Genomic DNA, 14753 nt, shown 5'->3' with positions numbered 1-14753 from the left:
CGGGCCGCCACCTGCCGCCTACGCCTTTCGGCTGCCGTCTCCGCCGCCGCGGCGGCGAAGCTACGCCGGATCGGTGCAGAGCATCCTTTGAGGTGAGCGCCGGCGATATTGCGTTTGCCGGCCCCGCCGCCATTCTTGTCCCGTTGAAACTCTGTCGAATTGAGCGACCGAACCCCGGTCGCGGTCGAAGAGATCGCCCGTTGCGGCGAGGACGGCATGGCAAGAGCTTGGGCGCAGGGTTCCGGCGGGGGCCGGGTCGGACCGGTCGATTCGCTGCGGTGCTTTGCCATGACCGCGGTGGTGGCGCAGCACAGCGGCCTGATGCCCTTCGGATGGACCGGGGTCTGGCTGTTCTACGTCATCTCGGGCTTCGTCGTCACCCTGAGCGTGATCGGCCGTGAGGACGAGGCAGAACCGAGACAGCGGCTCGTCCGCTTCTTCGGCCGCAGGATCCGCCGGATCGTTCCCGTCTACTATCTCTATGTACTGGCCGGCATAGGGTTCACGCTTCTCCTCGGCGGGCAGGTCGACGGCCTCGCTGCCGGATCGCTGCTCGGCTTCTTCAACAACGTGACGATGGCGCTTGGCCGCGGCGAACTGGCCGGCTGGCCGGTGGGACATCTCTGGACCATCTCGGTGGAGATGCAGTTCTACCTGGTCTACGGGGTCATCCTCGTCTTCGCCCCGCGCAGGATCGTGGTCGCCCTGCTGATTGCCGCTCTGCCGCTTGCGCCGGCGCTGCGCGGCTTCGCATCGGCGGAGCTGACCGCGCTCGCCTGGGCCGACGAGGCCAAGGCCTACGCCATCTATTCGGGACCATTCCTGCACATGGACGCCTTTGCCGCGGGCTCGCTGCTCGCATTCGCCAGCCGCAGGCCGCTCCTGGCGCGGATCGCGACGCCGCTGGCAATTCTTGGCCTGCTCGCCCTGGCCACCTATGCGGCGACCTATGTCTATGTGAACCACGCCGTCGCCGGCGCGCGCGGCATCGACGTGCTGCGCAACGTGGTCTCGGGCATCATCTGGGGCCAGCACAGGGAAATCGTCGCCTATTCGGCGATCATAGTGGCTTCGGCAGGCCTGGTGGCACTGGCCGCGACCAGGCACCCGGCGCTCGACTGGCTGTTGCGGCATCCGGTACTGCAGCGGATCGGGGAGATCTCCTACGGCGCCTATGTCTACCATGCGCTGGCAATCACCATTGCCTGGCAATTGCTGTTCCGGCATGTCGACGTGCCGGCAGACGGCCTGCCCGTCGCCTATCGGCTGCTGCTGTTCTGCAGCTCGTTTGTCCTGACCATCGCGATGGCCGAAGTCTCGTTCCGCTATTTCGAGGGCCGCTTCCTGGCGCCGCTGCCGAAGGGCGGCGCGCTCTCCGCCCGCCCCTCGTCATTCCCCAACTAGCCCCGCGCCTCAGACCCGCTTGCCGTCGCTGCCGAAGAAATGCAGCTTCTCGCGCCGGGCAAAGACCGGCAGCTGGTCGCCGGCCACCACATCGGTGCGGCCGGGCACGCGCACCACGACGCGGCTGCCGGCCGCCTGGCAATAGAGGAAGCTTTCGGCGCCCACCGGCTCGACGCCCTCGACATTGGCCATCAGCCTGAGCCCGCCCTCGGAGGCCGGGCCGTCGGCGCCCACCTCGCAATCCTCGGGCCGGAAGCCGAGCGTTGCCGCATTGGCGGGAACCGCCGGGACGGAGACCGCGCCGTCGAACTGACCGCTCCTGAGCGGCAGAAGGTTCATCGGCGGCGCGCCGATGAAGGAGGCGACGAAGGTCGAGGCCGGCTTCTCGTAGATGTCGAGCGGCGCACCGAGCTGTTCGACCAGGCCGGCGTTCATGACCACCAGCACGTCGGCGAGCGTCATCGCCTCGAGCTGGTCGTGGGTGACATAGACCGAGGTGACGCCGAGATTGCGCTGCAGGTTCTTGATCTCGACGCGCATCTGGCCGCGCAGCTTGGCGTCGAGGTTGCTGAGCGGCTCGTCGAACAGGAAGACCTTGGGGTTGCGCACGATGGCGCGGCCCATGGCGACGCGCTGGCGCTGGCCGCCCGACAGTTCGCGCGGGCGGCGCTCGAGCAGGTGCTCCAACTCCAGCGTCTTGGCCGTCGAGCGCACCCGCTTGTCGATCTCGTCCTTCGGCGTGCCGCGGTTGCGCAGGCCGTAGGCCATGTTGTCGTAGACCTTCATATGCGGATAGAGCGCATAGTTCTGGAACACCATGGCGATGTCGCGCTCGGTCGGGCCGATCGCGTTGACCACCTTGCCGTCGATGGCGCAGGAGCCTGCCGAGATGGTTTCCAGCCCCGCGATCATGCGCAAGAGCGTGGACTTGCCGCAACCCGAGGGGCCGACCAGCACGCACAGCGCCTTGTCGGGAATGGCGATGGATACGCCCTTCACGGCTTCGACGCCGCCGGCATAGACCTTGCGGACGTCCTTGAGATCGACGGTTGCCATTATTTCTCCGTTTCGACGAGGCCGCGGACGAACCAGCGCTGCATGAACACGACCACCAGGATGGGCGGCACGATGGCGAGCATGGAAGTGACCATCACCAGATGCCATTCGGTATCGGCGTCTGCGAAGGAGATCATCTTCCTGAGCGCGATGACGATGGTGTTCATGTCGTTGCGGTTGGTGACCAGAAGCGGCCAGAGATATTGCGTCCAGCCATAGATGAAGAGGATGACGAAGAGCGCTGCGATGTTGGTCCGCGACAGGGGAAGGAGGATGTCCTTGAAGAAGCGCCAGGGTCCGGCGCCGTCGACGCGCGCGGCCTCGACCAGTTCGCCCGGGATGGTGAGGAAGAACTGGCGGAACAGCAGCGTCGCGGTGGCCGACGCGATCAGCGGCACGATCAGCCCGGTGTAGGTGTCGATCAGGCCGAGGTCGACCATCACCTTGTAGGTGGGCAGGATGCGCACCTCGACCGGCAGCATCAGGGTGATGAAGATCAGCCAGAAGAAGAACATGCGGCCCGGGAAGCGGAAGAACACGATGGCATAGGCCGACAGGATCGAGATGACGATCTTGCCGATGGCGATGCCGAAGGCGACGATGGTGGTGTTGACGAGCAGCGTCGCCACGCTGACCCCGCCGATGCGGCCGACGCCGCCGAACAGCGCCTCGCGATAGTTGTTGAAGAACTCGCCGCCGGGCAGCAGCGGCAGCGGCGGCCGCAGGATCGTCTGCAGCGAATGGGTCGAGGCGACGAAGGTGTAGTAGATCGGGAACGCCACGATCAGGATGCCGAGGATCAGGATGGCATGCGCCATGTAGACGCCGGCCTTCGACTGGCCGATCATCAGCTTGTCGTGGCCGCTTGCGGGCGGAAGTGCCTTCGGCTCAGCCATAGTGCACCTTCTTCTCGACATAGCGGAACTGGATGGCGGTGAGCGCGATGACGATGACCATCAGGATCACCGATTGCGCTGCCGAGTCGCCGAGGATGAGATTGACGAAACCGTCGTTGTAGACCTTGTAGACCAGCGTCTCGGTGGCCTTGCCCGGTCCCCCGCCGGTGACGGCGTGGATGATGCCGAAGGTGTCGAAGAAGGCGTAGACCGTATTGACCACGAGCAGGAAGAAGGTGGTCGGCGCAAGCAGCGGAAACACGATCGTCCAGAAGCGCTTGTTCTCGCCGGCGCCGTCGATGGCGGCGGCCTCGATCAGCGACTTGGGGATGGCCTGCAGGCCGGCGACGAAGAACAGGAAATTGTAGCTGATCTGCTTCCACGAGGCGGCGGCGACGACGAGCGTCATGGCCTGCGAGCCGTCGAGCAGCGGATCCCAGTTTATGCCGAGCCAGCGCAGGCCATAGGCGAGCGAGCCGATCGACGGGTTGAACAGGAACAGCCAGAGCATGCCGGCAATGGCGGGCGCGACCGCGTAGGGCCAGATCATCAGCGTGCGATAGAGCCCGCGGCTGCGCACCACCTTGTCGGCCATGACGGCGAGCAGCAGTGCCGTGCCCATGGCAACCGCTGCGGTGGCGATCGAGAAGACGACCGTGACCTGGACCGAGTTGAGGTAGTTCGGGTCCGACAGCACCTTCTTGAAGTTGGCGAACCAGACGAATTTCGACGACAGGCCGAACGGATCCTCCCTGAGCATCGACTGATAGAGCGCCTGGCTGGCCGGCCAGTAGAAGAACACCGCCGTGATCGCCAGCTGCGGCGCGACCAGCAGATAGGGCAGGATGCGGTTGGGAAAGACGACGCGTGGGGTCAATGCGAGCCTCGTGTTGGGCGGTTTTGCCGAGGGCTGGTTGGTAGGGACCGCCTGTCGGTTCAGCGTTTGCGCCGCCCCTCATCCGCCTGCCGGCACCCTCTCCCCGTGAAGGACGGGGAGAAGGGACAAGCGGCAACGTGGATGCCCCTCTCCCCGTTCTTCACGGGGAGAGGGTAGGGGTGAGGGGCAATCCCGGTCGGACCGACCGGATCAGTTCCCCAGCGCTTCCTGGATCGCCTTGTTGCCACGCGCAACGATGTTGTCGAGCGCCTGCTGGGCGGTCTGCTGACCGGCGAGCATCTTCTCGAACTCCTCGTTCTCGATGTCGCGGACCTGCGGCAGGTTGACGAGGCGCACGCCCTTCGAATTCTCGGTCGGGGCCTTGCCCATCATCTGCTTGATCGGGATCTCGCGAGCCGGGTTCTTGTCGTAGAAGCCGGACTTCTTGGTTTCCTCGTAGGCGGCAAGCGTGACCGGCAGGTAGCCCGATACCTGGTGCAGGCGCGCCTGGATCGGGGTCTGCGACAGGAAGTTGAAGAAGGCGGCGACGCCCTTGTACTGGTCGTCGGAGAGGCCGTTGAACACCCACAGCGATGCGCCGCCGGGGATGGTGTTCTGCGGCGCGCCCTGGGCTTCCGGCTCGTAGGGAAGCTGGCCGGTGCCGTAGTTCATGCCCGACTTGACGATGTCGCCGAGGCCGCCCGAGGACTCGGTGAAGATGCCGCATTCACCGGCAAGGAAGATCTGCTTGGCCTCGGAGGTGCGGCCGCCATACTTGAAGGTGCCGTCCTTGGCGAGGTCGGCCAGTTCCTGGAAGTGCTTGACGAAGACCGGCGAGTTGATCTTGAGCTCGACGTCGGTGCCGGCGATGCCGTTCTCGTTGGTGCCGTAGGAGAGGTTGTTCCAGGCGGCGAAATTCTCGGTGTGGATCCAGGTCAGCCAGGTCGAGGTGAAGCCGCAAGGGGCCGCGCCGCTGGTCTTGATCTTCTTTGCCGCTTCCCAGACTTCCGGCCAGGTCTTGGGCGGATTGTCGACGTCGAGGCCCGCCTTCTGGAAGATGTCCTTGTTGTAGTAGAGGATCGGCGAGGACGAGTTGTAGGGGAACGAGAGCATCGTGCCGTCAGGCTTCGAGTAGTAGGAGACGATGCCGGGCAGGTACTGGCTCTTGTCGAAAGCCTGGCCGCCCATCGACAGGATCTCGGCCACCGGCTTGATCGCGCCTTCGGCGGCCATCATCGTGCCCGTGCCCGCGTCGAAGACCTGCATGATCGCCGGCGGCTGCTTGGCGCGGAACGCGGCGATGCCGGCGTTCAGCGTCTCGGGATAGGTGCCCTTGAAAACCGGAACGATCTTGTACTCGCTCTGGCTCGCGTTGAATTCCTTGGAAAGTGTCTCGACCACCTCGTTGTTCGCGCCGGTCATGGCGTGCCACCACGTGATCTCCGTGACGGCGAAGGCGGAGGTGCTGGACAACATCGTGATTGTCGCGGCAATTCCGGCCGCGAAGCCTAGGGTCTTCATGTCTCGCTCCCGTTCTGGTTGGCGAAAGGTTTAGTTCCGCGGGGAGCAGTATTGACGGTTTGTGACAGCCCTACAACAGTTTTGTAGCGATCGTATGAAGGTCGCGACCGGCGCGTATCGCTTTCGCTTACGGCGCAGCTTGGAAAATCAGTTTCGCTTTTCCGAAAAGCGAAAATGGTTTGCCGAAAAACCGACATTCCGTCGAGCTTGGAAATGCCGGCTAACGAAAGGGCTGACGGCATGCGGCACACGGCCGCCGGCCCTTTCGCCGAGCCGGCCGGCGAAAGGGCGCCGATGGTCACGCAACCCGTGGCTGCATATCCACAAACCGGCGCAAGCGCGGCCTTACAGCGCCAATGCCGCCTCGATCAGCTTCTTGGCGTCCGGGCTGGCCCATTCCGCCGGCCCGTTCATGTTGGCCAGCAGGCAGCCCTCGCCATCGACCAGCAGCGTGACCGGCAGGCCGAGCGCAAGGCCGCGCGTCTTCAGTTCATTGAAGACGGTCAGCGTGTTGTCGCGGTAGTAGCCGAGCGAGGCGATGCCGATCTCCTGCAGGAACTTCTTGGGCTTGGTGTCGTCGCCGGTATCGACGTTGATCGCCACGACCTCGAAATTCTCCCCGCCCATCTCGCGCTCGAGCGCGTCGAGCGCGGGCATCTCGGCACGGCAGGGCGCGCACCAGGTCGCCCACAGATTGACCAGCAGGACGCGCCCCTTCTGGTCGCCGATGGTCATCGGCTTGCCGTCAGGGCCGTTGAAGGCGAGGTCCTTGAGCGACTGGGGCGGATCGGCCGGCATCATCGCAGCGACCTGTCCGGTGGCGGCGGCACCGATCTTCTTGGCGGCGTCGGCCTTGGCGGTGCAGACCTTGTCCTGGCTGCTTGCGTCGGCGGCGACGGTAGCCTCCGTACCGGCGGTCAGCTCGGTGTCGTTGTTGCCACGAAGGGTGGTGGTGACATATACCGCGACCGCGCCGGCGATCACGCCCGCAACGGCGGCAATCAGGATATGGCGTGGCGCGGGAAACATTTTTCTGCGGTCCATCTATTCAGTTTCTCTCCGGAGCCCGGGTATCACGATGAGCGACAAGAAGGCCAGCAACCAGATGTGGGGCGGACGTTTTGCCTCGGGCCCGGCCGCGATCATGGAGGCGATCAACGCCTCCATCGGCTTCGACAGGAAGCTCTACGCCCAGGACATCCGAGGCTCGATCGCCCATTCAGAGATGCTGGCGGAAACGGGCATTATTTCCGCCGCGGATCAACAGAAAATCGCTCACGGCCTGAACACGATCTTGCGAGAAATCGAGGACGGCAAGTTCGAATTCTCGACCCGGCTGGAAGACATCCACATGAATGTCGAGGCGCGCCTGGCCGAGCTGATCGGCCCTGCGGCAGGACGCCTGCACACTGCTCGCTCGCGCAACGACCAGGTGGCGATCGACTTCCGCCTCTGGGTCAAGGACGAGTTCCACCGCGTCGCCGAGGCGCTGAAGGGCCTGATCGCTGCCTTCCTCGAGCGCGCCGAGCAGCACGCCGCGACGGTCATGCCCGGCTTCACCCATCTGCAGACGGCGCAGCCGGTGACCTTCGGCCATCATTGCATGGCCTATGTCGAGATGTTCGCCCGCGACCTTTCCCGCGTCCGCGACGCCATCCAGCGCATGGACGAGAGCCCGCTGGGCGCCGCGGCGCTCGCCGGCACCGGCTTCCCCATCGACCGCTTCCGGACGGCCAAGGCGCTCGGCTTCCGCGAGCCGACCCGCAACTCGCTCGACAGCGTGTCGGACCGCGACTACGCACTGGAATTCCTGTCGGTGGCGGCGATCTGCGCCACGCACCTGTCGCGGCTGGCCGAGGAGATCGTCATCTGGTCGACGCCGCAGTTCGGCTTCGTGCGCCTGTCGGACAGCTTCTCCACCGGCTCGTCGATCATGCCGCAGAAGAAGAACCCCGATGCGGCCGAACTGGTGCGCGCCAAGACCGGCCGCGTCAACGGCCACCTGGTCGGCCTGCTGACCGTCATGAAGGGCCTGCCGCTGACCTACTCGAAGGACATGCAGGAAGACAAGGAAGCGGTGTTCGACGCCGCCGAGACGCTGGACCTGATGCTGGCGGCCATGACCGGCATGGTCGGCGACATGACGGTCAACGAGCAGGCGATGAAGAAGGCGGCCGGTTCCGGCTACTCGACCGCGACCGACCTCGCCGACTGGCTGGTGCGTTCGCTCGGCATGCCCTTCCGCGAGGCGCACCACGTCACCGGCCGTGCCGTGGCGCTGGCCGAAAGCAAGAAGGTCGGGCTCGAGAAGCTCACCCTCGACGACCTCAAGTCGATCCACGGCGGCATCACCGAGGACATCTTCTCGGTGCTGTCGGTGCAGAACTCGGTGAAGAGCCGCACCTCCTTCGGCGGCACCGCGCCCGCAGAGGTCAGGAAGCAGGTGCGTTACTGGAAGAAGCGCCTTACGAAAGCGTGATCGAGCCGGGGTGCAAAGCCCAAGAATCTCCGCTACAAGCAGCGGGGAAATTTTCGCGGACGGATGGATCATGACCGCTGGCAGGATTTTGGTGACGCTCGGGCTGATTGCCGCCGTCGGTGTGGTTTCGGCCTGCGGCCGTAGGGGCGACCTCGACACGCCTTATGACGCCGCCGTGCAGGCGCGCAAGGACGCCCAGAAGGCCGGCCAGCCGGTGCCGGCCGAGCCGCAGAAACCGGTTGCGGACAAGCCCTTCATCCTCGATCCGCTGATCTGATCACTTCACATATGCCCCCTTACCCGGCCTCCGCTTCGCTCGGCCAGCCTCGCCCCGCGGGGAGAGGAGATGTTCGACGCTGCGGCTTGCCTCTTCTCCCTGGCGGGGAGACGATGGCCCGCAGGGCCGGATGAGGGTGCCGATAGCTCAAACGGAACTGCCGTGAACCACTTCGACTACCGCGACGGCGTCCTGCATGCCGAAGACGTGGCGCTGACCGACATCGCCGCCGCCGTCGGCACGCCGTTCTACTGCTATTCGACGGCAACGCTGACCAGGCACTTCAAGGTCTTCTCCGCGGCTTTCGCCGATCTCGACGCGCTGGTCTGCTACGCGCTCAAGGCCAACTCCAACCAGGCGGTGCTGAAGACGCTCGCCAGGCTCGGCGCCGGTGCCGACGTGGTGTCCGAGGGCGAGTTGCGGCGCGCACTCGCCGCCGGCGTCCCGGCGAACAAGATCCTGTTCTCGGGCGTCGGCAAGACGGCGCGCGAGATGGATTTGGCGCTTCAGGCCGGCATCCTCTGCTTCAACGTCGAATCCGAGCCGGAGCTGGAGCTGCTGTCGCAACGTGCAGTGGCCAACGGCAACTCCGCGCCCGTGTCGCTGCGCATCAACCCGGACGTCGACGCCAAGACCCACAAGAAGATCTCGACCGGCAAGGCCGAGAACAAGTTCGGCATCCCGATGCAGCGCGCCCGCGAGGTCTACGCCCGCGCGGCCGCCCTGCCCGGCATCGAGGTGACCGGCATCGACATGCATATCGGCAGCCAGATCACCGAGCTGCAGCCCTTCGACGATGCCTTCGCGCTATTGGCCGAACTGGTCGAGACCCTGAAGGCCGACGGCCACGCCATCGACCATGTCGATCTCGGCGGCGGCCTCGGCATTCCCTACAAGACCGACAACAACCCGCCGCCGCTGCCCGACGCCTATGCCAGGATCGTGCACAAGCACGTCGCCAAGCTCGGCCTAAAGGTGATGTTCGAGCCGGGCCGCCTGATCGTCGGCAATGCCGGCATCCTCGTCTCCGAAGTGATCTTCGTGAAGGAGGGCGACGCCAAGAACTTCCTCATCGTCGACGCGGCGATGAACGACCTGATCCGGCCGACGCTCTACGACGCCTACCACGACATCCGCCCGGTGGTTCAGGCCAAGGCCGACGCCCAGCGCATGACGGTCGACATCGTCGGCCCCGTCTGCGAGACCGGCGACTATCTCGGCCTCGACCGCGACCTGCCGCGGCTCGAGGCCGGCGACCTGATCGCAGTGGGCACGGCCGGCGCCTATGGCGCGGTCCAGGCGGGCACCTACAACACGCGGCCCTTGGTGCCCGAAGTCCTGGTCGACGGCGACCGCTTCCACGTCGTGCGCAAGCGCCAGACCTACGAGGAGCTGATCGGGCTCGATTCGCTACCGGACTGGCTGTGAGGAGACCGGAAACCGCGGCGCCAAACTTGTCGATCGGGCACAGCTGATATGTCGTGCGTCCTTCGACAAGCTCAGGATGGGATCGTTGATGCCGACGGTGCTCATGTTGAAGGACGCGCCTATGTCGAAGGAAGTCGATCTGGAAGATTCGACAAGACGGCCATAGCGCCGCCGGGCCCGTTGGGAAGTCCGACGAGGCAGCGTCGGCGCCACCGATCCTCATCCTGAGCTTGTCGAAGGACGCACGACCGACCATCCGCATTCAATCAGCAACGAGTTTGGCGAGCATCACCTTGGCGGCGGCTCCTTTCACGATTGTGTTGGTCGCCTCGCGTTCGCCGTGATTGATGGTATTCTGAACGAAGGCATGGCGGCGGCATCCCGCGCCGCCCAACCGGAAGGGCCGATGACCGAACGGGCCAGATCAGCGCTGCATCGCGACATAGCCGCCAGCCTGGGCAGGACGCGCCTGGCCATCGGCACGGCGATGCTGGTCGAGCGCGGCTGGCCCTTGGTGCTGCCACTGCTCGTCATCGCCAGCCTGTTCCTCAGCCTGTCGTGGCTGGGGGTCTTCAGGCTGTTGCCCGACATGGCGCGGCTGGTCCTCGGCGCCGCCTTCGCGGTCGCGGGGCTCGCGTCACTCTATCCGCTGCGCTTCTTCCGACTGCCGTCGTGGGCCGAAATCGACAGCCGCGTCGAGCGGGCGAACAAGCTCGAACATACGCCTGTGCAGGTCCAGACCGACCGCCCCTCGGGCCGGCCCGACAATTTCGCCGACGCGCTCTGGCGCGAACACCAGAAGCGCATGGCCGAGAGGCTCGGCAGGCTGGGCGGCGACCTGCCGCGAACCCGGGTGCCGGAGCGCGATCCCTGGGCGTTGCGCGCGGCGGCGGCACTGCTGTTCGTGATTGCCTTCGCCTTTTCCTTCGGGCCGTGGGGCGGCCGCATCGGCGACGTGCTCCAGACGCATGCGGCGCGTGACGCGGTCCCCCCGCGCATCGATGCCTGGGTGACGCCGCCGCCCTATACCGGCAAGGCCCCGATCTTCCTGACGGCCGGCGCCGGACGCGAGGCCGCCGTGCTGACGGTGCCGCAAGGCAGCGAACTATCGCTGCGCGTCACCGGCGGCACCGGCGAGGAGACGCTCGCCTTCACCGCCCCTGACGGCACGGCGCGCGACATCGCGCCGGCCGCGCCGAAGACCGACGCGGCAAAGCCGGCCACCGCCGGACCGGTCGCCGCGGTGCGCCAGTTCTCCGACAAGCTCGACGCCGAAGGGCGGCTGACGCTCAGGTCCGGCGAGGACGAACTCGGCAGCTGGGCTTTCGCGGTGACGCCCGACAGCCCGCCGGCCATCCGCTTCGTCGGCGAGCCCAGGCGCGCCGTCAACGGCACCTTCGAGCTGAGCTACCAGATCGAGGACGACTACGGCGCGGCCTCCGCCAGAACCGACTTCGCCCTCGCCGAAGCGCAGGCGCCCGACGCGCGGCCGCTCTACGGCCCGCCGGAAATGCCGCTGTCGCTGCCGCGCCGCGGCGCCGGCACCAAGCCCACCAAGGCGACACGCGACCTGACCGAGCATGTCTGGGCGGGTACCGAAGTGAAGCTGACGCTTCGCGCTGTCGACGACGCCGGACAGGAAGCCAGGAGCGAGACCAAGACGCTGGTGCTTCCCGAGCGGCCCTTCACCAATCCGCTGGCGCGCGCGGTCATCGAGCAGCGCCGGCTGCTCGGCCTCGACGCCAACGCCAAGGCCCGCGTGCTCGCCCTCATGGATGCCATCACGCTCAGGCCCGAGGACACGATCGACAACCTGTCGCACTACCTGGCGCTGATCAGCGCCCGCACCCGCCTCAAGACGGCGACGACGGACGACCAGCTGCGCGAGGTTGTCTCCTATCTCTGGGAGGTGGCGCTCGGCATCGAGGAAGGCGACCTTTCCACTGCGGAGAAGCGGCTGCGCCAGGCGCAGCAGGCGCTGCAGGACGCGCTGGAGCGCGGCGCCAGCGACGAGGAGATCGACAAGCTGATGGCCGAGTTGCGCGCCGCCATGGACGAATTCCTGCGCGAATTCGCCGAGCGTGCCCAGCAGAACCAGAATGCGCAGCTGCCCGCCCCCGGCCAGGAGCTGCGCCAGAGCGACCTGCAGCGCATGCTCGACCAGATCGAGAACCTGGCGAAGTCGGGCAACCGCGACCAGGCCAGGGAGCTCCTGTCGCAGCTTCAGGACATGATGAACAACCTGCAGGCCGGACGGCGCCAGCGCGGCCAGCAGGGCCAGCAGAACTCCGAGCTGCGCCAGCAGATGGACAAGCTCGGCGAGATCATGCGGCGCCAGCAGGAGACGATGAACGAGACCTTCCGCATGGACCAGATGCAGCGCGGCCAGCAGCCGGGCCAGGACCAGGGCGACGAGTTCGGCGACAACGGCCAGCCCGGCCAGGACCAGCAGCAGGGCCAGGGCCAGCAGGGACGTCCGATGACCCCGCAGGAATTCGCCGACGCGCTCAAGCAGCTGCAGGAGGGCCAGGGCCAGCTGGAGAAGGACCTGGATGCGCTGATGAAGGGCCTCGAAGGCCTGGGCATCAAGCCGGGCGAAGGCTTCGGCGAGGCGGGCAAGTCGATGAACCAGGCCGAGGGCGCGCTGGGCGACGGCGAAGGCGACCGCGCCGTCGGCCACCAGGGCCGGGCGCTGGAAGCGCTGCGCAAGGGCGCCCAGGACATGATGCAGCAGATGCAGGCGATGCAGGGCGACGAGGGCGGCAGCGAGGAAGGCGGCCGCCAGCGCAACGCCGACCGCGATCCGCTCGGCCGGCCGCGCGCCACGACCGGCCCGGACTTCGGCGATTCCGTCAAGGTGCCCGACGAGATCGACGTGCAGCGCGCCCGCCAGATCCTCGATGCGATCCGCAAGCGCCTCGGCAACGCGCTGAGCCCGGAACTCGAGCGCCAGTATCTCGAGAGGCTGCTGGAACTCAAATAGCCGTCACCGCGCTACCGGCGCCTGCCAGCCCTGACGTCGCGGGCCGCGTTGCTACCGGGCGCGTCAATCGGGTCTAGCATATTCGGAGACCGCGGACGGCCTCACGCCGTCTCCCGGTCAGCCGGCCATGCCGGCCTCGCGGGCGAGTTCGAAGTCCTTCTGGCTGTAGCGCTGGAACGCCGGCCGCGCCGCCAGCCGCTCGAAATAGGCCTGGAACACCGGCTTCTCCGGCAGCACCTTCAGCACCCGGATGCCGTAGTTGATGCCGCCGCCGATCTGCGTGTCCGCCGCGGTGAAGCGGTCGCCGGCGATATAGGGCCGCGACGACAGCGTACGTTCGAGATTGGCGACCATCTCGGAGAACGAACCGTAGGAATAGCCGCCGCCCATCAACTCGTGGCCGTGGGCCTTGGCGGCCAGCACCGGGTCGAACACCGCATCGGCATAGACGAGCCAGGTGAGATAGGGCGCGCGCATCGCATCGCCGATCGCCGGCGCGAGGCCGGCCTTGGGGAAGGCATCGCAGAGATAGGTGCAGATCGCCGCCCGCTCGGTGACGACGACACCGTCATGGGCGATCGCCGGCACCTTCTTGTTGGGCTGGATGGCCCGGTAATCCTCCGGCGCCCCGCCAGGCGCGCGGATGTCGACCTTTTCGATCTCATAGGGGACGCCGAGTTCCTCGAGAAGCCAGAGTATGCCCGAGGAGCGGGACCAGGGCGCGTGGTAGAATGTGATCATCTTCTCCTCCTCTTCACTGGCTGGGACCCTAGCACGGTCCTGCTGACAGCTCTTTGTCAGGATCAATGTCAGGAGGAATCGGTTGGTCCAGCGATCAGCCGCGCTGATGGAAAGCTTCGCGGATGGCGTCCGCCATGGCGTCCACGGCTTCGCTGCCGGCACGCGGATTCCGGTGCAGCACGACGCGGGTCGTATCGATCTGTCCGAAGCCGTCGGCCTCGGTCAGTTCGCGGCAGTCGGGCGGGATGTTGCTGCGCGAGATCGGCGCGACCGCCAGGCCAGCGGTCACGGCGAGCACGAGGCCGTTGGTGGTGTCGCTGGTATAGGCGAAGCGGTAGTCGATGCCCCGGCTCTCCAGCGAATCGAGCACATATTCGCGACACCAGCCGTCGCGGCCGTAGACGGCGATCGGCAGCGGCCGCTCCTGGTGGATATGATGGTGGTTGGAGGAGGCCCAGACCGTCGGATCCTGCATCAGGACCTCGGCCCCGGAAGGCGCCTGCCACTCGAAAACCACTGCCAGATCAAGCTCTCCGGCGGCAAGGGCGGCCATTTGGGCGGCCGAGTAGCCGAACCTGACGGTGACCTCCACCTGAGCATGGCGCTTGGCGAACACCCCCAATGCCCGCGACAGCACCGGCTGGCCATACTCTTCGGGAAGGCCGATGCGCACCGGCCCGCCCAATTGCGGAACCCGCATCGTCGAAGCCGTCTCGTCGAGCAGGTCGACGATGCGGCGGGCATTGCCGACGAGGTCGCCGCCGCGCCGGGTGAGTGCGACGCCGCGCGCGCCGCGCACGAACAGCTCGCCGCCGATCACCTCCTCGAGGCGCTTGATCTGCATGCTGATCGCCGACTGGGTGCGCCCCACCGCCTCGGCCGCGCGGGTGAAATTGCCGCTCTCGGCCACGGCGAGGAAGGTGCGCAGCAGCTCGCTGTCGAGACGGACGGACATGGCCTAACCCGCCAGGCATCAGGATTTCTAATGATTGCCATCATTTCAATTCGTTTGCATAGAGTCAAACGGCAACCGATAGTCCGCTCACCCATTGGAAGGTGGCCGTCAGATGCGGCTACGGACTGGTGTTTAC

The 14753-nt window shown here is 66.3% G+C and carries 12 protein-coding genes; 5 read left to right on the top strand and 7 right to left on the bottom strand.

Annotated elements, in window-relative coordinates; genetic code table 11:
- Positions 1-159: 159 nt before the first annotated feature.
- Complete coding sequence (locus PV773_RS15975; protein ID WP_347967299.1) at positions 160-1404, top strand: acyltransferase; 1245 nt, start codon at positions 160-162, stop codon at positions 1402-1404.
- Positions 1405-1413: 9 nt separating this feature from the next.
- Here the strand turns inward: PV773_RS15975 and ugpC are convergent, their stop codons facing one another.
- The 5 genes from ugpC to PV773_RS15950 form a co-directional block, all read right to left on the bottom strand.
- The gene (gene ugpC, locus PV773_RS15970; protein ID WP_347967298.1) at positions 1414-2460 is read right to left on the bottom strand and encodes a sn-glycerol-3-phosphate ABC transporter ATP-binding protein UgpC; all 1047 of its coding nucleotides are present in this window, start codon (positions 2458-2460) and stop codon (positions 1414-1416) included.
- Complete coding sequence (ugpE, locus tag PV773_RS15965; RefSeq protein WP_347967345.1) at positions 2460-3308, bottom strand: sn-glycerol-3-phosphate ABC transporter permease UgpE; 849 nt, start codon at positions 3306-3308, stop codon at positions 2460-2462. Before ugpE ends, ugpC begins: the two co-directional genes overlap by 1 nt.
- 40 nt (positions 3309-3348) lie before the next feature.
- On the bottom strand, positions 3349-4233 hold the full coding sequence (gene ugpA / locus PV773_RS15960) for a sn-glycerol-3-phosphate ABC transporter permease UgpA (protein ID WP_347967297.1): 885 nt from the start codon (positions 4231-4233) through the stop codon (positions 3349-3351).
- 210 nt (positions 4234-4443) lie between these two features.
- Complete coding sequence (gene ugpB / locus PV773_RS15955; protein WP_347967296.1) at positions 4444-5754, bottom strand: sn-glycerol-3-phosphate ABC transporter substrate-binding protein UgpB; 1311 nt, start codon at positions 5752-5754, stop codon at positions 4444-4446.
- A 345-nt stretch (positions 5755-6099) separates the two neighbouring features.
- The gene (locus PV773_RS15950; RefSeq protein WP_347967295.1) at positions 6100-6798 is read right to left on the bottom strand and encodes a TlpA disulfide reductase family protein; all 699 of its coding nucleotides are present in this window, start codon (positions 6796-6798) and stop codon (positions 6100-6102) included.
- Between the two features lie 34 nt (positions 6799-6832).
- Between PV773_RS15950 and argH the strand changes: the two genes are divergently transcribed.
- The 4 genes from argH (at position 6833) to PV773_RS15930 (ending at position 12921) form a co-directional block, all read left to right on the top strand.
- Positions 6833-8233 (top strand): argininosuccinate lyase, encoded by a 1401-nt coding sequence (argH, locus tag PV773_RS15945; protein WP_347967294.1) that lies wholly within the window; start codon positions 6833-6835, stop codon positions 8231-8233.
- A gap of 70 nt (positions 8234-8303) precedes the next feature.
- Positions 8304-8510 carry a lipoprotein gene (locus tag PV773_RS15940; RefSeq protein WP_340040575.1) on the top strand — a complete coding sequence of 69 codons (207 nt, stop codon included), beginning with the start codon at positions 8304-8306 and terminating at the stop codon, positions 8508-8510.
- Between the two features lie 162 nt (positions 8511-8672).
- On the top strand, positions 8673-9938 hold the full coding sequence (lysA, locus tag PV773_RS15935) for a diaminopimelate decarboxylase (RefSeq protein ID WP_347967293.1): 1266 nt from the start codon (positions 8673-8675) through the stop codon (positions 9936-9938).
- A gap of 406 nt (positions 9939-10344) precedes the next feature.
- Positions 10345-12921: a TIGR02302 family protein gene (locus tag PV773_RS15930; protein ID WP_347967292.1), complete on the top strand. Its 2577-nt coding sequence runs from the start codon at positions 10345-10347 to the stop codon at positions 12919-12921.
- 117 nt (positions 12922-13038) lie between these two features.
- Here the strand turns inward: PV773_RS15930 and PV773_RS15925 are convergent, their stop codons facing one another.
- Positions 13039-13662: a glutathione S-transferase family protein gene (locus tag PV773_RS15925; RefSeq protein WP_347967291.1), complete on the bottom strand. Its 624-nt coding sequence runs from the start codon at positions 13660-13662 to the stop codon at positions 13039-13041.
- 94 nt (positions 13663-13756) lie between these two features.
- Complete coding sequence (locus PV773_RS15920; protein WP_347967290.1) at positions 13757-14617, bottom strand: LysR substrate-binding domain-containing protein; 861 nt, start codon at positions 14615-14617, stop codon at positions 13757-13759.
- Positions 14618-14753: the final 136 nt, after the last annotated feature.

Origin of the sequence: Mesorhizobium sp. CC13 (assembly GCF_039907765.1) — a bacterium.
Lineage (GTDB): Bacteria > Pseudomonadota > Alphaproteobacteria > Rhizobiales > Rhizobiaceae > Aminobacter.
This window is presented reverse-complemented; position numbering and strand designations above follow the sequence as displayed.